Annotated in this window: 15 protein-coding genes; 7 read left to right on the top strand and 8 right to left on the bottom strand. The window is 49.6% G+C overall.

What is annotated here, in order from left to right; genetic code table 11:
• Positions 1-9: 9 nt before the first annotated feature.
• The 6 genes from KW844_RS10765 to KW844_RS10740 all read left to right on the top strand — a co-directional run bounded on the left by KW844_RS10765 (position 10) and on the right by KW844_RS10740 (position 7617).
• The gene (locus KW844_RS10765) at positions 10-1257 is read left to right on the top strand and encodes an aminotransferase class V-fold PLP-dependent enzyme (protein WP_218376735.1); all 1248 of its coding nucleotides are present in this window, start codon (positions 10-12) and stop codon (positions 1255-1257) included.
• Positions 1258-1267: 10 nt separating this feature from the next.
• The gene (locus tag KW844_RS10760; RefSeq protein WP_218376734.1) at positions 1268-1690 is read left to right on the top strand and encodes a SufE family protein; all 423 of its coding nucleotides are present in this window, start codon (positions 1268-1270) and stop codon (positions 1688-1690) included.
• A gap of 2 nt (positions 1691-1692) precedes the next feature.
• On the top strand, positions 1693-2004 hold the full coding sequence (locus KW844_RS10755; RefSeq protein ID WP_218376733.1) for a DUF59 domain-containing protein: 312 nt from the start codon (positions 1693-1695) through the stop codon (positions 2002-2004).
• A gap of 624 nt (positions 2005-2628) precedes the next feature.
• Entirely contained in the window at positions 2629-5454 is a 2826-nt protein-coding gene (locus tag KW844_RS29390) for a DUF4132 domain-containing protein (RefSeq protein WP_218376732.1), read from the top strand.
• 66 nt (positions 5455-5520) lie between these two features.
• Positions 5521-7095 carry a beta-N-acetylhexosaminidase gene (locus tag KW844_RS10745; RefSeq protein WP_218376731.1) on the top strand — a complete coding sequence of 525 codons (1575 nt, stop codon included), beginning with the start codon at positions 5521-5523 and terminating at the stop codon, positions 7093-7095.
• A gap of 279 nt (positions 7096-7374) precedes the next feature.
• Entirely contained in the window at positions 7375-7617 is a 243-nt protein-coding gene (locus KW844_RS10740; RefSeq protein WP_218376730.1) for a hypothetical protein, read from the top strand.
• Between the two features lie 117 nt (positions 7618-7734).
• Here the strand turns inward: KW844_RS10740 and KW844_RS10735 are convergent, their stop codons facing one another.
• The 7 genes from KW844_RS10735 to KW844_RS10705 form a co-directional block, all read right to left on the bottom strand.
• The gene (locus KW844_RS10735; protein ID WP_218376729.1) at positions 7735-8673 is read right to left on the bottom strand and encodes an endo-beta-N-acetylglucosaminidase H; all 939 of its coding nucleotides are present in this window, start codon (positions 8671-8673) and stop codon (positions 7735-7737) included.
• 432 nt (positions 8674-9105) lie between these two features.
• The gene (locus KW844_RS10730; RefSeq protein WP_218376728.1) at positions 9106-10689 is read right to left on the bottom strand and encodes a RagB/SusD family nutrient uptake outer membrane protein; all 1584 of its coding nucleotides are present in this window, start codon (positions 10687-10689) and stop codon (positions 9106-9108) included.
• A 10-nt stretch (positions 10690-10699) separates the two neighbouring features.
• Positions 10700-13930 carry a TonB-dependent receptor gene (locus KW844_RS10725; protein ID WP_218376727.1) on the bottom strand — a complete coding sequence of 1077 codons (3231 nt, stop codon included), beginning with the start codon at positions 13928-13930 and terminating at the stop codon, positions 10700-10702.
• Between the two features lie 110 nt (positions 13931-14040).
• Positions 14041-15102 carry a FecR family protein gene (locus tag KW844_RS10720; protein ID WP_218376726.1) on the bottom strand — a complete coding sequence of 354 codons (1062 nt, stop codon included), beginning with the start codon at positions 15100-15102 and terminating at the stop codon, positions 14041-14043.
• 71 nt (positions 15103-15173) lie between these two features.
• Positions 15174-15785, bottom strand: a complete 612-nt coding sequence (locus tag KW844_RS10715; RefSeq protein WP_218376725.1) for an RNA polymerase sigma factor — start codon at positions 15783-15785, stop codon at positions 15174-15176.
• 276 nt (positions 15786-16061) lie between these two features.
• Positions 16062-16925 (bottom strand): pirin family protein, encoded by an 864-nt coding sequence (locus KW844_RS10710; protein WP_218376724.1) that lies wholly within the window; start codon positions 16923-16925, stop codon positions 16062-16064.
• Between the two features lie 3 nt (positions 16926-16928).
• Entirely contained in the window at positions 16929-18236 is a 1308-nt protein-coding gene (locus KW844_RS10705) for a hemolysin family protein (RefSeq protein ID WP_218376723.1), read from the bottom strand.
• Positions 18237-18412: 176 nt separating this feature from the next.
• Between KW844_RS10705 and KW844_RS10700 the strand changes: the two genes are divergently transcribed.
• Positions 18413-19384, top strand: a complete 972-nt coding sequence (locus KW844_RS10700; protein ID WP_218376722.1) for a sulfite exporter TauE/SafE family protein — start codon at positions 18413-18415, stop codon at positions 19382-19384.
• Between the two features lie 4 nt (positions 19385-19388).
• Here the strand turns inward: KW844_RS10700 and KW844_RS10695 are convergent, their stop codons facing one another.
• Positions 19389-19805 (bottom strand): NirD/YgiW/YdeI family stress tolerance protein, encoded by a 417-nt coding sequence (locus KW844_RS10695; protein WP_218376721.1) that lies wholly within the window; start codon positions 19803-19805, stop codon positions 19389-19391.
• Between the last annotated feature and the right edge of the window lie 13 nt (positions 19806-19818).

Raw genomic sequence — 19818 nt, 5'->3', positions numbered from 1 at the left:
CGATACATCATGGAACATATTGCTAACATAGGAACCGCCGCACTCGATGTTGCCGCCGTCAGGAAAGACTTCCCGATCCTGCAGCAACAAGTGCATGGCAAACCGCTGGTATACTTCGATAACGGAGCTACCACGCAAAAGCCAACAGCGGTCATCGAAACATTAGAACGTTACTACGAAACATATAATAGCAATGTGCACCGTGGGGTACACCATCTGAGCCAGGTAGCCACCGACGCATTCGAAAAAGCCCGCAACATCGTTACCGGTTTTATCAATGCCCCCGATAGCAGCCAGGTCATCTTCACAAAAGGTACCACAGACGGAATCAACCTCGTAGCCAGTGGCTTCAGCCGCCGCTTCCTGAAACCAGGCGATACCGTCATCATCTCCGCCATGGAACACCACTCCAACATCGTGCCCTGGCAGATGGCCTGTGAAGACAACGGCGCCACCCTCAAAGTAATCCCTATCAACGATAAGGGTGAACTGATCATGGAAGCCTTTGAAGCCATGCTCGATGATACCGTAAAAATTGTATCCGTCACCTATGTATCCAATACACTGGGCACCGTAAACCCGGTAGAAGATATCATCACGGCAGCGCATGCACGAAATATCCCCGTGCTCATCGATGCCGCTCAGGCTATCCAGCACATCACGATCGACGTGCAGGCGCTCCAACCGGATTTCCTCGTATTCTCCGGCCATAAAATCTACGGCCCCACCGGCACCGGTGTACTCTACGGCTCCGAAGAATGGCTCAACAAACTGCCCCCTTACCAGGGCGGTGGAGAAATGATCAAAACCGTTACCTTCGAAAAAACAACGTATAACGTACTGCCCCATAAATTTGAAGCCGGCACTCCTAACATCGCCGGTATCATCGGACTGGGAGCAGCCATCGAATACCTGCAGCAAACAGGTATTCCCGCCATTCAGCAGTATGAAGAAGCACTGATGAGCTACGCCTTGGAACAACTGCGCCAGATAGACGGTATCCGTTTTATCGGCGACGCTGCCAACAGAAGCGGTGCCATCTCCTTCCTCGTACATAATATTCACCCGTTTGATATGGGCGAATTACTGGACCGCCAGGGAATAGCCGTGAGAACAGGTCACCACTGCACCGAACCACTCATGAACCGATTTAATATTCCAGGTACCGTAAGAGCTTCGCTCTCCTTCTATAATACCAGGGAAGAAATTGATAAACTGGTGGCAGGTGTGAAACGCGCCAGCACTATGCTGCTGTAAACAGGGGATTATGACGATAAAAGAAAAACAGGAAGAGGTAATAGACGATTTTTCCTTTATGGAAAACTGGGAGGATAAATATGAATATATTATCCAGCTGGGAAAAGAACTGCCCCTCATTCCGGAGCAATACAAAACAGACGATAACCTGATCAAAGGCTGCCAGTCCCGCGTGTGGCTACACACCGAACTCAAAGACGGCAAGCTCTTATTCTCGGCCGATTCCGACGCTGTCATCACCAAAGGCCTCGTAAGCCTGATGATTTCCGTGCTCTCCGGCCACACACCTAAAGAAATCGCTGAGGCAGAGATATTTTTTATTGACGCCATCGGCCTGAGCAGCCACCTCTCTCCCACCCGTTCCAACGGCCTGCTGAGTATGCTCAAACAGATGAAACTTTATTCCGTCGCCTACCAGGCTAAAAATAACTAGTCATGAGTGAAGTAACATTAAGAGATCAGATCGAAGAACAACTCCGCACCGTTTACGATCCGGAAATTCCGGTGAACATCTGGGAACTCGGACTGGTATACGCCATTAAAATCAGCGAGGATAACGCCATCAACATCGACATGACGCTGACAGCCCCCGGTTGCCCCGTTGCCGGAGATATCATCCGCGAAGTGGAAGAAAAGGTCAGAAACGTAGAATCCGTGACCGATGTTCACGTGCATCTCACCTTTGACCCACCTTGGACCAAGGAAATGATGAGCGAAGAAGCTAAGCTGGAACTGGGTTTCCTGTAAGATATTACGAAGACTGATACGGAGGTGTCAGTCTTTTTTTTGCCCCGGAACTCCCCCGGCCTGCGGCCGGGAGGAGTTCCGGGAGATGTGGGCGCTGCTGCGCCCACATCTCCCGGAAAACAAAAATTTGTACCCGGCCTTACCTTCCCGCGCACCACTACGGCCGACGCGTGATTCGTACAGGCTGCACAGGCTGTATGCCCCCAACAGCGAAAACCTCCGCCCCTGATACGATCTCCTCATCGCCACGACTTACAGACAACGCATCTCTCTTCCAACGACACAACAACATCTCCCCACAAAAGCCCCCTGCGCGCAGCGCAGCCCCCCCTCCAATGGCACCGAAGGTGACATTGGCAATCCCTAAGATCAAAAAACACCCCCCTTTTTTTATAAATGCCACTGATATTTAGCTTTTTATTTTTCGATTTTATTTAATTTGTGCCGGAATTGCAAACAGAAACCACTTTATTCACTTGATAAAAAGCCGCCTTAAGCGGTAGCACGCAGCCAATACCAATAAACTGAATCCATCTAAACCTTATGCCATATACAGCGGAAACGACACAACCAATAATTGAAAGGCTGAGAAAAAGGTTCCACCATGCCAATGAAACCACGATCGTGTCGATCCATCTGTTCCTGACAGGCGCACAAGCTTCCTTACCGGTACTAAACACACCCGATGAAACAGCCATGGCAGGCTACTTTATCCCCCTGCTGCAACTGCCCGATCAATGGAATGACAACGACCGACTGGTGCTTCAGTTACTATCCGATCCACAGGTATGGGAGCAAAATGAGCATGATTTCCTGACGCATATCGTCCCTATGCTGGATATGCCAGGCAGCTCCTCCTCTATCGTACAACGATTCAGTACATTCACCCACTTCCTCCAGCAACAGGGCTACAGCCCTGAGAAAATTGGTTCCATGCTCATCCGTTATTCCAACTACGGAGACAATATGGACCTGCTCCCGCTGAAGTTTTCGCCCCTGCGGAAATTCCTCCAGGACCTGCTTAGAAGTACCGATGCACTCGCTATCCAACCATACCTGGAAAGGTGGTATCAACTTAACTGGAACTCCCTGTTTTTCAGACTCCTGGCCAAAAGCCATCCGGACCTGGAACTCCCTTACCTTGAAAAAAAGCTTTTAAGCCCCGTAGCGGGCTATTTAAACAGCGATCTGGCCAACGCCTTATTGCAAAACAACTTCGCCAGATACGAGCCCTTATTGCTGCAAACAGGCAATGCCGCTACTGCCCCTGTGGCAGTACAGCTGGGCGTACAACTGGCACTCACCAATTACCAGCCAGACAACTACCAGGCTAACCTCCTGCCGCTGTTCCGGCTATATCTCCGGGAGTTTTCGCAAACGCCCGTTGACAGCGAAGGTCAGGCCAGCAGCATCCTCCAGGCGGATACCACTGGCAGCTACCCGCTCAGCCTGATCGCCCTGCACGGCCTCCTGCAACATAATGCCGCCGAAGGTATGGACTACCTCCTCCAGTTCGTCCGTGAACAAAGGGAAATACATCCTGCCTGTTTCGAAATACTGGGCCAGCGCCTGCAACAACAGGCCGTACCTATCCTGATGGAAGCGCTGGAAAAAGGCTACGACATCAAGCTGTTACTACCGGTAATGGAACACGTCGAATCCACCCAATACTTTGAACAACTATGGCCCTATACCCTGCACAAACTGAAGTCAGTGCGTATGGCCGTAGCCGTTATCCTGGCAAAAGATCCGGACGCCTACTCCAAAGCAGCCGAACTATTACAGCATAAAAAGGCCGAGCAACGCCTCACCGCCACGCTCATCCTCTGTAGCATTAATACGCCGGAAGCGCGACTCCTTATCACGGAAGCACTGCACAACGAAATCAACGACGATGCCCGCGACCTGATGCTGGAAACACTGGGCAACGTGATCCGCTATGAAGCGGATATGGACACCGTTAACCAGCTCATCGCTTCCGCCAGAAGCCGGTATAAGCTCAACCGCCCCCTGGAAAAATGGATGGACGACCAATCCCTCCCGCTCCTGTGGACCAAAAACGGCGAGCAGCTGCCACTGGAAGCCACCCGCTTCCTGCTATACCGGATGTCGCGCATCACCGAAATGGGTGCAGACGTAGAGGCGAAACCGTTATTGAAGCTGCTGGACCCGAAACGCAACGACGACTTTGCCATGGGCCTGTTCGATATGTACGAGCAGCACGAAGGCGATACCCGCCTGAAGTTCCTCCTGGCAACAGCCGCCTTTACCGGCCATAATAAGCTCGCCGCCGCCCTCCAGGCTAACATCGGCAGCTGGATCAACGAGCGCCGCCCACGCCAGGCAGAGCACGCACTCGATGCGATGGCGCTGCAGGCGAATAGTAAGTCGCTCCAAATAGTAGCCTACTACGGTAAAAAATATACCACCCGCCGCGTACAGCTCGGCGCCGCCGCCAGAAACGCACTGGTGCGCGCTGCCGCCGAGCTGGAGCTGACCTTCCATGAGCTGGGCGACAAAGCCGTGCCAGACCTGGAGTTCGAAGGCAGGTACCAATCATTTGAGATGAACGGCGATACCTGGAAAGGTTTCGTGGATAATAACTTCCGTATCGCTTACCTCAACCGCAAAGGAAAAAGGCCTAAAACGCCTCCTACCGCGGCCTCCAAGGAAACGAAAAAATTCTTTAAGGAACTGCAGAAACAGCTGCCCGCCATGGCAGCCCAACAGGCAGAACGCCTCCAGCAGTTCCTCGTAAACCAACGCAGCTGGAAAGCAGCCCAATGGCTGGAGCTCTTCCTCCAAAACCCATTGATGTTTGTATTTGCCAACAGACTCATATGGGCAGTATATGATGAAGAAAACCAGCTGATGACCAGCTTACGCTGCACTGAAGATGCAAGGCTCATCACCATCAGCGGCGCCGCTATTGAGCTGCCGCCTTTCGCCACCGTGCGTTTACTGCATCCGCTGCAAATGGATGCAGCCATGATGGATCAGTGGAAACAACACCTCACCGCCAATAATATCACACCAGCTTTTGAACAGCTCGATCGACAGGTAACCACCTTACAGCCGGAACAGCGTATGCAAACGATGATCACCGACTTTGAAGATATTGCCGCCGATCAGGAAGTGATCCAACAGCACCTGCTCAGCAGAGGCTGGCAACCACAAACAAACGAAGAAGGCGTGGCCCATACCTGGTATAAGTCCAACGACATCCAGCAGGTAGAAGCGCGCATTGCTACCTATAATATTTACCAGGAGTCAGGTATCCGTTGCAAGCTCGGCAACCTGTACTTTACCAGACAACTGACTACAGAACAGATCAGCAGTGCGCCCACCACGCCTGCTGATCTCCTGCAGCTTTACAAAGTGCCGCCGGTATTCTTTTCCGAGACGGTCACTGATATTGCCTTGTCGAGGGTAAAAATGGAACTGGTGTAATATTCCCCGCATAACCGGATTTTATTTGTAATTTTTCCAGTATTGGAAACGCAATAAAAACCACTTATGCAAACAATTTTTCAGCGGCTGGCAGCACTCAGCATCCTGCTTTGTGCCTCCATGCAGCTCTACGCAGTGAACATGATTCCAATGCCGGCGGAACTAAAAGTAAACGGCACCATTTTTACCCTCTCCCCCAGTACTACTATCACAGGAAACAGCCCGGCAGAGGCAGCGTATTTACAAGCAGCGCTGGAACAAACGACGGGCCTGCATCTCCCTACTAACGGAAAAGGACAAACGAATTTTATCAGACTGGAAGTAAACAGCAAGTTGCTGGCCCAACTGGGCCAGGAAGGTTATACACTGCACGGCGATGCCAAAGGTGTACTGATACGCGCAGCCACTGCTGGCGGTGTCTTTTATGGTGTGCAGTCGCTACGGCAGCTCGTGACCACTAACGGTAATGCACATACGATTACCGGCGTTGATATAACCGACAAGCCCCGTTTTGGCTGGCGCGCTTTCATGCTGGATGAAGCCAGGCATTTTCAGGGAACAGCAGCCGTAAAGCAGTTGCTGGAGGAGATGTCGGTGCTGAAGATGAATACCTTCCACTGGCACTTAACAGACGATCAGGGCTGGCGGATAGACATCAAAAAATATCCCCTGCTCACGCAGATAGGCAGTCACCGGGATTCTTCACAAACAGCTTTCAACAGCAAAGTGTACCGTGTAGTAAAGCACGAAGGCTACTATACACAGGAGCAAATCAAAGATATCATTGCATATGCCGCTGCAAGGCATATCACGATTGTACCGGAAATAGAAATGCCTGGTCACGCCAGCGCCGCCATAGCAGCCTATCCCTGGCTGGGTATGCGGCATGAACAAATTGCGGTGCCGGCACAATTTGGGGTGCATTACAACGTGTTTAACGTCAGTGATCCTAAAGTGATTACCTTCCTCCAGGACGTGTTGCAGGAAGTGATGGCGCTGTTTCCATCAAAGGTGATTCATATTGGCGGCGATGAAGTGAAGTATGACCAGTGGAAAGCAGATTCAGGGGTGGTGCGTTATATGCGTGCCCATCAGCTCAGCTCTCCGGCCGATTTACAGATTGCATTCACCAACAGCATCTCCAATTTCCTGGCTGGTAAAAACCGCCGGATGATAGGCTGGAATGAAATCATGGGCATTAAGCTGCACGAGTACAACGATGCAAAAGATGATGCCGGTAAGGAAAAGCTGGCACCCGGTACCGTGGTACAGTTCTGGAAGGGCGACCTCTCGCTCATCCGCGATGCGGTGTCCAAAGGCTACGACGTGGTCAATTCCTATCATTCCTTTACGTATCTGGATTACGATTTCAAGCTGGACAAAGCCTATAGCTTTGATCCCGTTCCAAAAGGGCTGGAACCGCAGTATATAAATAAAATTCTGGGTAGTGGCTGCCAGATGTGGGGCGAGTTTTTGCCCGATGTCAAAACGATGACCAGTCACGTATTTCCGCGCCTGGCGGCCTACGCAGAGGTTGGCTGGACAAATGCCGGCAACAAGGATTACGAGCGTTTTAAGAAGGGATTACCATTTTTTTATGGCCGCTGGGAAAAGGCGGGGATTGCCTTTACTAAACAATAACTTCATACGTGGTACAGGTGCGCCAAGCGTGCCTGTACCATCACGGTGCCCTGTTGCAGGCGGCTACCAGTTATCTTCCTATAAAATAACCAGCATCAAGGAAAAAGTTCAACCGCCTATTCCCGTATTGTTGGCGATACTCCACAGGGTGTAATTCCCCTAAAACCGCCACCAATGGCGCAAATCAGTAAATTTCAAGCAGTTATCAAACTGCCGGAATGAACCATTTATTTCAGCATGAAATTGGAATAAGGGTAAGTGAACCATTCATAAAATATTATGAAGAACCTACCCGCCACAATTGGACTGATGATGGTATTATTTATCGCTGCATTTTTTATCCTTAGGGATGACCATCAGGTGGAAGCGCAAACTATGCCGGGATTAACAACAACATGGCAAGATACGATTCCGCCCAAGCCAAGGCCAGATACAGCAAAATGGCCACCACAGCAGCATCCTAAGAAGGATAAGAAACATGACCGTGATACCTTAAGAAGAGATACCCTGGGCATCAGATAGCGAACCATCATTGATTAGTAGAGTAGAGCAGAACGCCGCACCAGATATACCGGTGCGGCGTTCCTATTTCCATTATTCATTAGTTAAACGATTTAGCAACAACAGTTACCTTACAACTCAGGGAGTGTAAGTAACCGCACTGCTGTACAGCACATTTGATACAGCAGAAAATAAAGTGGCTTTGTTAGTACTCGTCAGATTATACCACAGGTAGATACCATAGCCGTTGTTTTTCGTTTGCGTGGCCAGGTTTACACAGGTGCTCTGGCTCGTGCTCATGATATTTACCGCTGCGGGCCCTAAATTAGCTTTGGTTAAACCTGCTACATTTGGAACGGAATAACTGCCATAGATGGCATTCCAGCTATAGTTGACGAAGTCTCCGGCTTTCTTGCCGCCGTACGACAACCGGGAAGCAGCGGGACCATAATAATAGAAAGAAATAATTTTGGCAGGCATCAGCGTACGCAGTTCTTCCAGGAGGAATACAAAGGAACTGTCGTTAGGCTGAGGCAAACCATTGTTGCCATAATCCGCATACTCATCATCGAAATCAATACCATCGAGACTATAATACGCCACTGTATCGGCCAGCTGCTGGGCGAAATCGTGCGCTTTGGCCCTGGTGGTGAAGTTACAGAAACCGGCACCCTGGTGGTTTCCCAGGATAGAGAGCAATACTTTCATACCCTTGTTTTGTAACGGCACAATCTGCGTGGCCCTGTTTACCAGCACACTGGTTACCTGCGGATTGTTATACAGGTAAGCCTTGCTGGTAGTGGTGTTGTAATTGATGTTAGCCGCAAAAATAATGGCAATATCAAAAAGTTGCTGACCGCCGGTGGTCAGCGTATATTTCCCGGCATTCAACATGCTGTTGCTGTTGACCTCTACATACACTACTGATTTACCGCCTGCTTTGGTAACTGTTTCTGTTTTCGGAGTGGAGCTGGTGGCAGGTGTGGCGGCATCTTTTCTGCAGGAAGCAAAACTAATCGCTGCAACGGCTGTAATGGCCAGCATTACATGCTGCACGGCGTGGAATCTGGATGTCATGTTACTACTTTTGAAGGTTTAAGAAAACAATAAAAAATAAAGGGTCGGATCGTGGAATGTGGCTATGGGTCTGACAGTGTTGCTAAATCATCGGGACTTAAATAGTGGAATGTTCCCTGAATATAGGGAAAATATCAGATTTTAACTAAAACGTTTAAGCACAGTACTGCAAAGGATTTGAAGACTGTTTAGCAGGTGCATTACAGCGCTGGCCGGGATTACACGTGGCAGGTTGCTAAACTTACGGGATCGCATATACGAAGATGTTCATATTTCTTTCACTGCCACCTTCGCTGGAGGTGGAGGAATGAGATGCACAGGGCCGGCGGGCACCCGGCTTAGTACAGGGGGCGCTTCCTGAAATCCGGCACCAGTGGTGCCGGATTTCAGGAAGTACCAGGGGGCCGAAGGCCCCCGGAACTTCCTGAAAAATTAATACAAATAATTCTGTTCCATATTAGGATTCGCCAGCATCTCACTCAGCGGAATAGGATAACGTACATCCCTGTCCGGATTACAATTGCGGGTTTCTACGGGCGTAGCCTCACCGGTAGCCGGATTGGTAGCACCATACACCTGGCCTGTCATCACCGTACCAAAAATTTTCCACCGGCGGATATCGAAAAAGCGGGCCCCTTCGAAACAGAGCTCAGACATACGCTCCCTGCGTACCAGGTCCCTTAACTTTTCCTGGGAGTTATACTTTACTCCATCGGCAGCAGGCATGCCTGCGCGATTACGAATCTGGTTAATGTACGTCAGCACATCCGGGTTTTGCCAGTCGGCTGTTTCAATCAGTGCTTCCACATAATTGAGCAGGACCTCCGGATAACGTATGATCATATAATCCAGGGTACGGTTTGCTGAAGCTGCATTGCGATCTTTCGGGTCAAGGTACTTATTTACCCAGAAACCAGTAGCCGTGGCATTTTGAGCGCCCAGTTGATCAGCACCGGCTGCAAACGGCTGTAACGTAATCCCCTGATATGATTGTCCGGGTAACAATACCGCTCCCACCAACCGGGGATCCCGGTTATTTTTATAGTTAGGATTTTGCCTGTAGATCGCCTGGGAGTCCGCCGGTAATTCCGCCAACGTTTTGCCCTGCAGGGTTTCAAAATTATTGAGTACCACATTGGTGGGCGACACCACCGTCTTCCCTCCTACTCCGGCTGGAGCAAAGGTTAACCAGGCACCGGCGCAGCCCTTATCCTTGAAAAATATACGCTCTTTATTCAGCTCCCCGGTATACAAAAACAATTCTGCATAGCTGTTTGCTTTTGCGTTTGTGCTTTTATACAAGGCAAATGTTCCCTGGTCAATTACCGCCTTTGCATTGCTTTTCGCTACGTCAAAATGACCATAATACATCGCCAGTTTGCTCATGAGCGCATAACATACACCGGAGGAAATACGCCAGGCCTCATTGCTGTTATAGCTCGCCGGCAGATTAGGTATGCAGGCGGTCAGCTCGCTCATCACGAAATCATAGACTTCCTGCTCCGTATTGCGTTTCAGATCGTCTTTCAAAGGATCTACCGACTCCGTTACAATCGGTATACCACCGAAAAACATCAGCAGTTCCATATGGTAGTAGGCACGCATCGCACGGGCTTCATTTTTATAGCGCTCCCGGAGTGTGGAATCCATAAAGCAGCGATCCACGTTTTCGAGGAAGCGGCAGGCGCGGCGGATATCTTTAAAATCGTCCTGCCATACGCTGAGGGCCACATTCCAGCTGCTGTTAGCCAGTCCCTTACCATACAGTTCATAACTGCCCCTGGTATCCTGACGGGCTACTGCCTCATCGCTGAGGGCGGATAAAAACATGAGCTGCCGGCCATCCGATCCGCCCGGCAAGCCTGCATACACAGAGCCGAGCGCGCCAGTAGCATTGGCTTCTGTTTTCCACCAGGTTTCGTCTGTCACCGCCACGGGATCATCATGCGTGAGGAACTTCGTACAGCTGCTCAAACCTAAAGCAATGATGAGTATCCAAAATTTATTGATAGGCATGATTATATTTTTAGAATTGAACATTAAGACCTGCGATAAATGATTTCATTACACCATAAGTCCATTGGTTACCCTGGCTTTCCGGGTCCATCAGCGTCATGCTGCTCAGCGTCCACAAATTCTGCGCATTCGCATACACCCTGATTCTGCTGATACCGGCGCGTTTCAGCGCATCTGAACTATAGTTATATCCCAGCTGGATATATTTCAGACGCAGGTAGGCTCCGTTCTCAAACCAAAAGTCAGAGCTGTATTTGTTGCTGGCCGGAGCGGCATTCAGGCGCGGAAACCTCGCATCTGTACGTTCCGGTGTCCAGTAGTTACTCAAATAGTATTTCGTAGGTACGCCTCCGTCTTTACTCATATCCAATGGAAGTGCAAGCATACCCTGTAAAATCGCATCGCTTTTATTTACACCTTGCAGCAAAAATTCCAGGTCCAGTTTTTTCCAGCCTATATGTACGTTGGCAAAGTAGTTGAGCGTAGGCAGATTGCTGCCAATGCGCTGCTGATCTTCACTGTCAATAATCTTATTATTGTTAAGGTCCAGGTACTTGATGTCACCGGGTTTGGCGCCAGGCACTACCGGGATCAGCGGGTTACCCGCAGCATCAAAGTCGGAAGCCTGTAGCAGCCCGGCCGCCTTATAGCCAAACCATGAGCCAATAGGGCCGCCCACTTCGTCAATAGTAGTGGTGGTAATGTTGGTACCACCCGCCATATCGGTGATACGGTTTTTGTTGCTGGTAACACCTGGGCGAATAGAAAGATTCACGTTCTTATTTACCTGCGCGTTATAGTTCAGGGATACTTCCCACCCTTTGTTTGACACCTTACCGGAGTTAAAAGGCACATCGTCTTCAAATCCGCCGGTGTACGATAGCTGCGGAAACAGGATCATGCCGGTGGTACGTTTGTCATAATAGTCGGCCACCAGTTCCAGCTTGCCTTTGAACAACGCCAGATCCAACCCGATATCCAGCATGTTCACAGTTTCCCAGCCAATGATAGGGTTACCGTTGGATGTTTCCACACCATTGCTGTTATTGATGGTGTTTTGGTACAGGTAAGGGTCAATGCCTTCATTACCCAGTTTACCGAGTGAAGCGCGCAGCTTCATATTGCTCACTGCTCTAATGCTTTGCATAAACGGCTCCTTGCTCACGTTCCAGCCTACTGCTACAGAAGGAAAGAAGCCATGTTTATTTTGCGGACCAAATTTGGAACTACCGTCTGTTCTGCCGGTCAGCTCGAGCAGGAATTTATCGCGGTAGGAATAGTTCACTTTTGCGTAGGCGGACAGCAGCGACCAGATGCTGATGCTGGTTACATCGCTGGAGCTGGTTTGTGTACCATTATTACTTTCTTCCTGTGAGTAACCAGCCATGGCAAAGAGGTGGTGGTCGCCTCTGTCGAGCGTATAATCCGCAGACCCGGCCAGGTAATAGTAAGTAGTGCGTGCCAGCTTGAAGGCGCGTTGTTGCGTCCAGGTCTGTAATAACTGTCCGGTATTATAATCCAGGAAGTTATAGTTATCGCGGGTATCCTGCGTGATATCACTGTTCAAACGGAAGCTGAACTGCCCCCGCAGAAACAGGTTAGGCATTACCTCCCAGCGGGGCTGGAGATTGATGCTGCTCTGACCAAATTCCCCTTTGCGGATACCTCCTTTTTCGGCGTATGCCAGTGGGTTCACGATGTCTACAAATCGACCATAGATATCAACACCATATTGATTTTCGGGATATTTAGGCAGTATGGTAGGAGGTACGCGGTATACATCTTCCAGGATGCGGTTCCCGTTGGAACCACTCAACCTGTTGGGTTGCGACTGGTTTCTCTTGATCGCCAGCAGGTCGATGTTGACCGTTAATTTTTTGCTGAGGCTTACAGAAGTATTTGCGCGGATATTGTATTTACGTTGGCGCGATAACGGTATAATCCCTTCCTGGTTCTGGTAGTTGACATTGAGGGCAAAGCGGGCCATATTGTTACCACCGCTGATGCCAAGCGACTGACTCGTGATAGGCGCTGCTTTGTTGATGATGAGGTCTTGCCAGTCGGTATTCGGGTACTTCACCGGGTCTGCGCCGGTGATGGTGCTGTCGATTACATCCTGGGAATAAAAAGGCTGGTTGCCGGCATTTACCTGTGCCTCATTGTACATGCGCATGTAGGCAGGTGCATCTACGAGGTCGGGCAGGAAGGTGGGCGACTGCAAGCCATAATAGCCATCATACATCACGCTGACTTTTCCGGGTACGCCACGGCGGGTGGTGATTACAATGACCCCGTTGGCAGCGCGTGCGCCATAGCTGGCGGCGGCGGCGGCATCTTTCAGTACCGTTACACTTTCGATGGTGAGCGGATCAATATGGTTCATATCCATTGGCACACCGTCTACCAGCACTAACGGATTGGAGCTATTGAGGGTACTGATACCGCGGATTTTCACCGTGGCAGCATCGCCTCCTGGCAGGCCGCTGCCTTGTTGTACCTGCAAGCCGGTCACACCGCCCTGCAGGGCCTGGGAGATGGTAGTAATAGGTTTGCCATTCATGGCCGAAGCCACGTTCAGCGTAGCCACTGAGCTGGCGATATGCTTACGTTGTTGCTCTGTAAGACCTGTCACCACCACTTCATCCAATCGGGAGATATTTTCTTTGAGCGCGATGGTGAGGCCGTTATTACCGTTGCCGGAGCTGTATTCCTGCGGCAGGTAGCCGATCTGGGAAAATACCAGCAGCTTGTTTTTAGGTACGCGGATGCTGAAATAACCATCCGGATCTGAGGTGGTACCGATGTTACCGTCTTTTAGTTTTACGGTAACGCCTGGCAGGCCTTGCGGAGGTTCGTGGGTATCGTATATCCGGCCTTTTACCAGTACCAGGGTATCGTCAGCGGCGGCGTTGCTTTTGCTTTGCCTGGGAGGCATGGCCGCCTTCGGCACGATGGTAACCTGGTTACCGGAAATCGTATAGCCGAGGCTGGTAGATTGCAATCCTTTGTCGAGAATATCGGTGATGCCTGCGTGCATAAACAGGGTGATATTTCCCGCATCTGCTACCAGGTCATCTTTGTAGAAAAAGCGCCAGGCACTTTGTTCCTGGATTTGTTTAAACAGTTCCGTTACCGGTGCGTTTTTTAGTTTTACGAGCAGTTGCCCGTTCTGCGTGGCCGTGGCCGCCTGCGTTGCAGCAATACACAGGCATAGGAGCAGATAAACGTAGAGTTTTCGCATACATCTATTTTGGATGGTTTAGAAAATAGTGGTCCCTGCCGGTTTCTGCGCATAAACCGGCCGGCAGCAACTTTTCAGTTGCCGATTGATATTCGATAAAAGCCTATTTGTTATTTAATGATCACCCTTCCATCGGCATACTCACAATGCATGGATGTAGCGTTGGCAATAGTATTCAGCACTACCTCCATCTTATTCTGCAGGTCAAGGTCTCCGGAAAATGTTTCTTTGGCAGCCATCGGGCTGATATCAATTTTTATATTATAGTACCTGGCTAATTTTCTCAGTATTTCATGTAACGAAGTATGATCAGCCATCAGGTGATGCTCTTTCCAGGCGGTGTAGTGCCCTGTTATCACCTGACTGATCCGTACAGGTTCATTTGGTTGTAACTCCGCCAGCTGTCCGGGTTTCAGCAAACTTTCCTTATCATCACTTGCCAGTAATACACTACCGCTGCATAGTACCAGTTGTTGCTTTTCATTTTTGTAAGACGATAGATTGAACGCGGTGCCCAGTACGCGTACCTGTGCATCTGCGGCGTATACATTAAACGGATGCGCAGGATCGGCGGCTACTTCGAAATACCCCTCTCCTTCCAGTACTACTTCACGGTTGCCGCTGTTGAAAGCGGTGGGATACACCAGTTTGGAGCCGGCGTTTAGCCATACCCGTGAGCCGTCCGGCAGCGTGATTTGTGCAGTGTGGGCATAGGGTACCAGCACGGTATTAAAGACGGCCGCTTTGTTTTGCGCCAGTGCTTCATTGTTTACCAGCAGGGAATCGTCATGGAGGTAACTGATCACTGCATGCTGCTGCGTTACCTGCATCCCTTGCTGCTTACCGAGTAACAGGCGTGTAGCCGTGAGCGTGTCGGCATCCAATTCCGGCATGGCTTCGGCATAGCGCACAATGGCGGGTACCGGTTTACGCGTTGTTTGCAGCCATATCAGCGGCGCCAGCAACACCAGTAAGGCTGCAGCTATTTTCCAGCCGTGCACCACCAGGAACGGTTGCTTTGCCGGGCGGTCCATGCGCTGGTGAATACGGGTCCAGAGTGCATCCTTATCGTCTGCGCTCAGGCGTTCGTTGCCAGCTGCTTTTGCAAGCGCGGCCATGTGGGCTTCGGTACGGCCTGGTTCAGGTTGTTCCTGCTGATCAAATAGGTCCATGTGTGCAATTCCGGCTATAATTAATAAGAGTAGGTAGTAAAAAGAATATAGACTCCGTTTTAAAAATATTTTTACAGATGGCGGAAAAGTTGGCCTATAATAATACTGAAAGCGGCTGCTGCCGAGGCATCCAGCGCCTGGCGCATTTGTTTCACTGCCCTGTAGGCAAGGGTGCGGCAGGTAGGTACGGATATCTGCATGATAGCTGCGATCTCTTCATAAGATAAATCACAGTGGTATTTCAGATAAATAATTTCCTTCTGGCGGGCGGGCAGCTGATTTAATTGCCTGGCCAGTTGCCGGTAGAGTTGCTGCTCCTGTTCGGATGCGATGATGGCTGATTGTACAGATTCTGTTTCAAAATCAACGGAAAACTGCATCATGTCGCCCTGGAGACTGGTTCTGGACGCCTTTTTAAGGGCGGTATACAGTTTGCGCCGCATAGAGGAGAGCAGGTAATAGCGCACATTCACCTCCGTGGCCAGGTTGCGGTGCCAGGTATGGAGGTCAATAAAAAGGTCGTGCAGGCAATCGAGTATGATCTCTTTATCGTTAGTATACCTGTTGGCATAAGCAAACAACAGGTCGGCATATGCCTCGTACAGCATTTTGAATGCAGGTTGTTCCCCTGCAATGATGCTTTTCCACAGCGTGTTTTCGTTTACTACCTGTATATTTTCCAAAACTGATGAAGTTAAAGTGGCAGTACCCATATAACTGCCGTACGCTTTCCGGTTGTCGTTAGCTGGTATCCTGCAACTGCCACCTTTGGTGTCAGTTGAGAGATGCCGCGCGGCATGCAGCGGCGGCCGGAAATTTAAATAGGACTAAAATTACTTATCCTGGCAAAAAGGCTACGTTATGAAATCTTTATCTTCTGGTTGATGGCTTCCTATCATTGTTTCACTAACAAGATAGGAATTTAGTTTTAGTTGTAATACAGGTAGTAAACTTAATTTTTATTTTTCGAGGGTACCGAAAAGGCCGTTTTTGTAATCCGCAAAGGCTTGTTCAATTTCTTCAGCGGTATTCATTACAAAATTGTCTTTGGCCGCTATGGTCTCATTGATAGGAGTGGCGGAGAGATATAGAATGCGCGTGATCTCGGTCGCCTGGACATGAATATCCGTATTCGGGTCATCCTTATCAAACACCACCAGGTGGTAGCCATCCACGGAGGTGCCGTTTACCAGCAGGTTCCCGTCGATAGCATAGAGTAATGTCCAGTTACCCGGAGTGGCCTGGAAGGAAAACTCCTTATCTGCATGAATAGTACCCCAGATAGCAGTGATAGGCGTGAAATTGGTAAGCGGGCCTGTTTGTCCTCCATAGTCTCCTCCTATCAGGGTTAAGTGTACTCCGTTTTGGTCGGTAACAACCGGCATACGATCACCGGTAATATATTGATAGTAGGGATCACCGAATTTCCGTTCAGCCGGTACGTTGAACCATAGCTGCAGCAGTTCGTAGTTGCCACCTTCTGCCAGGAATTCAGGAGAAGGGCCTTCACTGTGCAGGATGCCTTTTCCGGCAAACATCCACTGCACGTCCCCGGCGGAAACTGCCATGGCGTTACCGGCATTATCGCGATGATAGCCCTGGCCCTGCAACATAAACGTTACGGGCGCAAAGCCTCTGTGCGGATGCGGGTGCAGGCGCTCTTCCGGGCTGCCGGCAGCATAAAACTTAGGGGGCATGTGGTGTACCACAATGAAAGGATTCGCGAAGCGAAACTGTGCAGTAGGCAATGACTGCCGTACCGTTTCTGTTTCTGTAATTTTCTTTTCGCGACCCTCCAGTACATGCAGGATTTTCTTCTCCATAAACTAACTATTACTTGATGCTTCCGGTAATACTTTTAAACGGGCCTTTTCAACGGAGCTGCGGAACATTTTCAATATGAGCACTTCATAGTGGTCGATATTTACAATTTCCCCTTCCCGTGGAATATTCCCGTGTACGTAGTTTATTAAACCCGAGAGTGTTTCATAATGTTCGCTCTCCGGCAGTGGTACAGGTAAGTGTTCGTTCAGGTCCGCCACATTTTCATGGGCGTGTACAATATAGGTGGAGTCGTCTTTTTTCTCTACGATCGGCGCCTCGTGGTCGTGCTCATCCTGGATATCACCTACCAGTTCCTCAAGAATGTCTTCCATGGTCACGATACCTTCGGTATCTCCAAACTCGTTGGTCACTACTGCAATCTGGGTGCGCTGCAGCTGGAAAGTACGCAGCAGGTCCTTGATCTTCATGCTGTCCGGTACATAAAATACCGGTTTGAGGATGGAGTTGATATCGGTGAGTTTTTTCTCATGCACCCCTTTTACGAGGTCCTTGGTATAGATGATACCTTTCAGATCATCCAGGGAGGTGCTATAGACCGGGTACCTGGAATAGCCGTCGGTGATCACCTGGTTTACCAGCTGGTCAAATGGCAGGGCAATATCAAGGGCAGAAATATCCTTACGGTGGGTGAGAATTTCTTTCACGCGGCTATCGTCAAAATCGAATACATTTTGAATCAGCTCTCTTTCTGTTTCTTCGATAGCGCCGCCTTCCTGGCTTTCAGAAATGATCAGTTTAAGCTCTTCTTCGGAGTGAATTTCCGATTCACCGGCTGGCTGTAAGCCAAACAGGCGCAGGATGCTGTTGGCCAGGCCGTTGAGCATCCAGATGAAAGGACGGAATACGATGTATACAAATTTCAGGGGTACTGCCACTGCCAGCGTAGTAGGCAGGGGCTTGCGGATCGCCATGGATTTAGGCGCCAGCTCTCCGAAAACGATATGCAGTACAGTGATGATAAAGAATGCAATAGGAATGGCAATGGCATGTGCTGCGCTCGGCGTGATGCTCATACCGATGCTGGACATAAAATTCAGTACCAGTGTGGTTACTACCGATTCACCTACCCAGCCCAAACCAAGGGATGCCAGGGTGATACCCAGCTGGGTGGCGGCCAGGTAGCCGTCGAGGTTATTCAATACGTGTTTGGCAGCTTTTGTAGCGCGTTTTGAACCTGCGCCACTGCTGTTTATTTGTGATGATCTGACTTTAACTATGGCAAATTCGGCTGCTACGAAAAATCCATTCAGTAAAACGAGTATGATAGTTCCAAGAACTTGTAGAAACATTATGTGGGTAAATTGGTTCGCAAGCCCAAATATAGGCTAAAGAAATCTTATACGTTAATCAATTTTTGTCTGCCTCAGCCCCCTTCCGTATTTTGCAGCCCTAAACATTTTTTTCCACTAGTCTACTATTTTCATAGAGTTTATGTATTTTGTGGAGAAATAGACAGGAAATCTACATGGAGAAAGTTATACCATCGCACGTAGCCAATACCGCCAGCGCTCCACCCATTGAGCCACCAGCAACAGTTACCGCTGCAAAGCTACCGGCAGGAAGGGCCCGGTTAATCTGGTGGACGGCCGCCGTTTTGTCCCTGGCAATTTTACTGGTAACCGTATGGCTGCAGGTACCCACCTTCCGTACCTACGTGGAGGAAGTACCTGCCACCTTCTATTATTTCCTGATAGCAGGCTTCATTTTTGCCATGATTGACGGTGCCATCGGTATGTCGTACGGCATCACTTCCACCACTTTTTCTCTGGCTATGGGAATCCCTCCCGCATCTGCCAGCACAGCCGTACATATTTCGGAAATTCTCAGCAACGGGATTGCCGGCTGGATGCACTTTAAAATGGGGAACGTTAATAAGAAGCTGTTTAAAATGCTGATTATCCCGGGCATTACCGGTGCTGTCATTGGCGCCTACCTGCTCTCTTCCCTTGAACATTACTCCACCTACACTAAACCGGTAGTTTCCTTATATACTTTCATCCTCGGTGCCATCATTTTAAAGCGCGCTATCAATATCCGGCGTAAAGCCAGCGAAGGTGAAGCGCCCAAAAAGATTAAACGCATTGGTATCCTGGGATTCTTTGGAGGCTTTATTGACGCCATCGGCGGCGGTGGCTGGGGCTCTATTGTACTCTCCTCCCTCATTGCAGGAGGCCGCCATCCGCGGTTTTCCTTAGGAACAGTGAAGGCCTGCCGCTTTTTTATTGCCATGCTGAGCTCTCTGACTTTCATTACCATATTATCCCACGTACACTGGGAAGCGGTAGTAGGGCTCGTTGTAGGAAGTGCCATCGCTTCTCCTATTGCGGCCAGGGTATCCAATAAAATTTCTGCTAAAACTATTATGCTGGCGGTATCAGTAATTGTAATGCTGGCCAGTGTGAAAAGTATATACGGCTTCGTATTAAAAATGCTGTAGGTCGTTAAAACTCTGTTACAAGCCTGTTTGCCTTTAGGGTGACAGGCTTGTTTTGTTCGTACTGGACCCAGGCGTACACTACCATCTGAATCCTGTCGTCAAAGGGCTTGGCAGGGAGGTAGTTATCATCGATATAGATTTTTATTTCTGCAGTTTTGTCTTCAAACTTGTACAATCCTTTACTCACCTTCCCGGAAATATACCCGATCAATTGCACGGTGGTACTGTCACGATCCAGCTGGCGCGCTTTGCGCAGCACCTCTCCCACCGTTAGTTGCTCCTGCGGAGGAATTACAAACGCAACGGTGGTAAGCAAAAGAATACTGAACAGCAGTTGTTTCATGGGTGATGGTACTGGTTTCTTTTGTGTAAACAGCCGGCAAAAAGAAATGTTCACCTGGCGGTATCTTCGTACATCCATCCCGTTTACTTTG

Origin of the sequence: Chitinophaga sp. sic0106, assembly GCF_019219075.1 — a bacterium.
Lineage (GTDB): Bacteria > Bacteroidota > Bacteroidia > Chitinophagales > Chitinophagaceae > Chitinophaga.
This window is presented reverse-complemented; position numbering and strand designations above follow the sequence as displayed.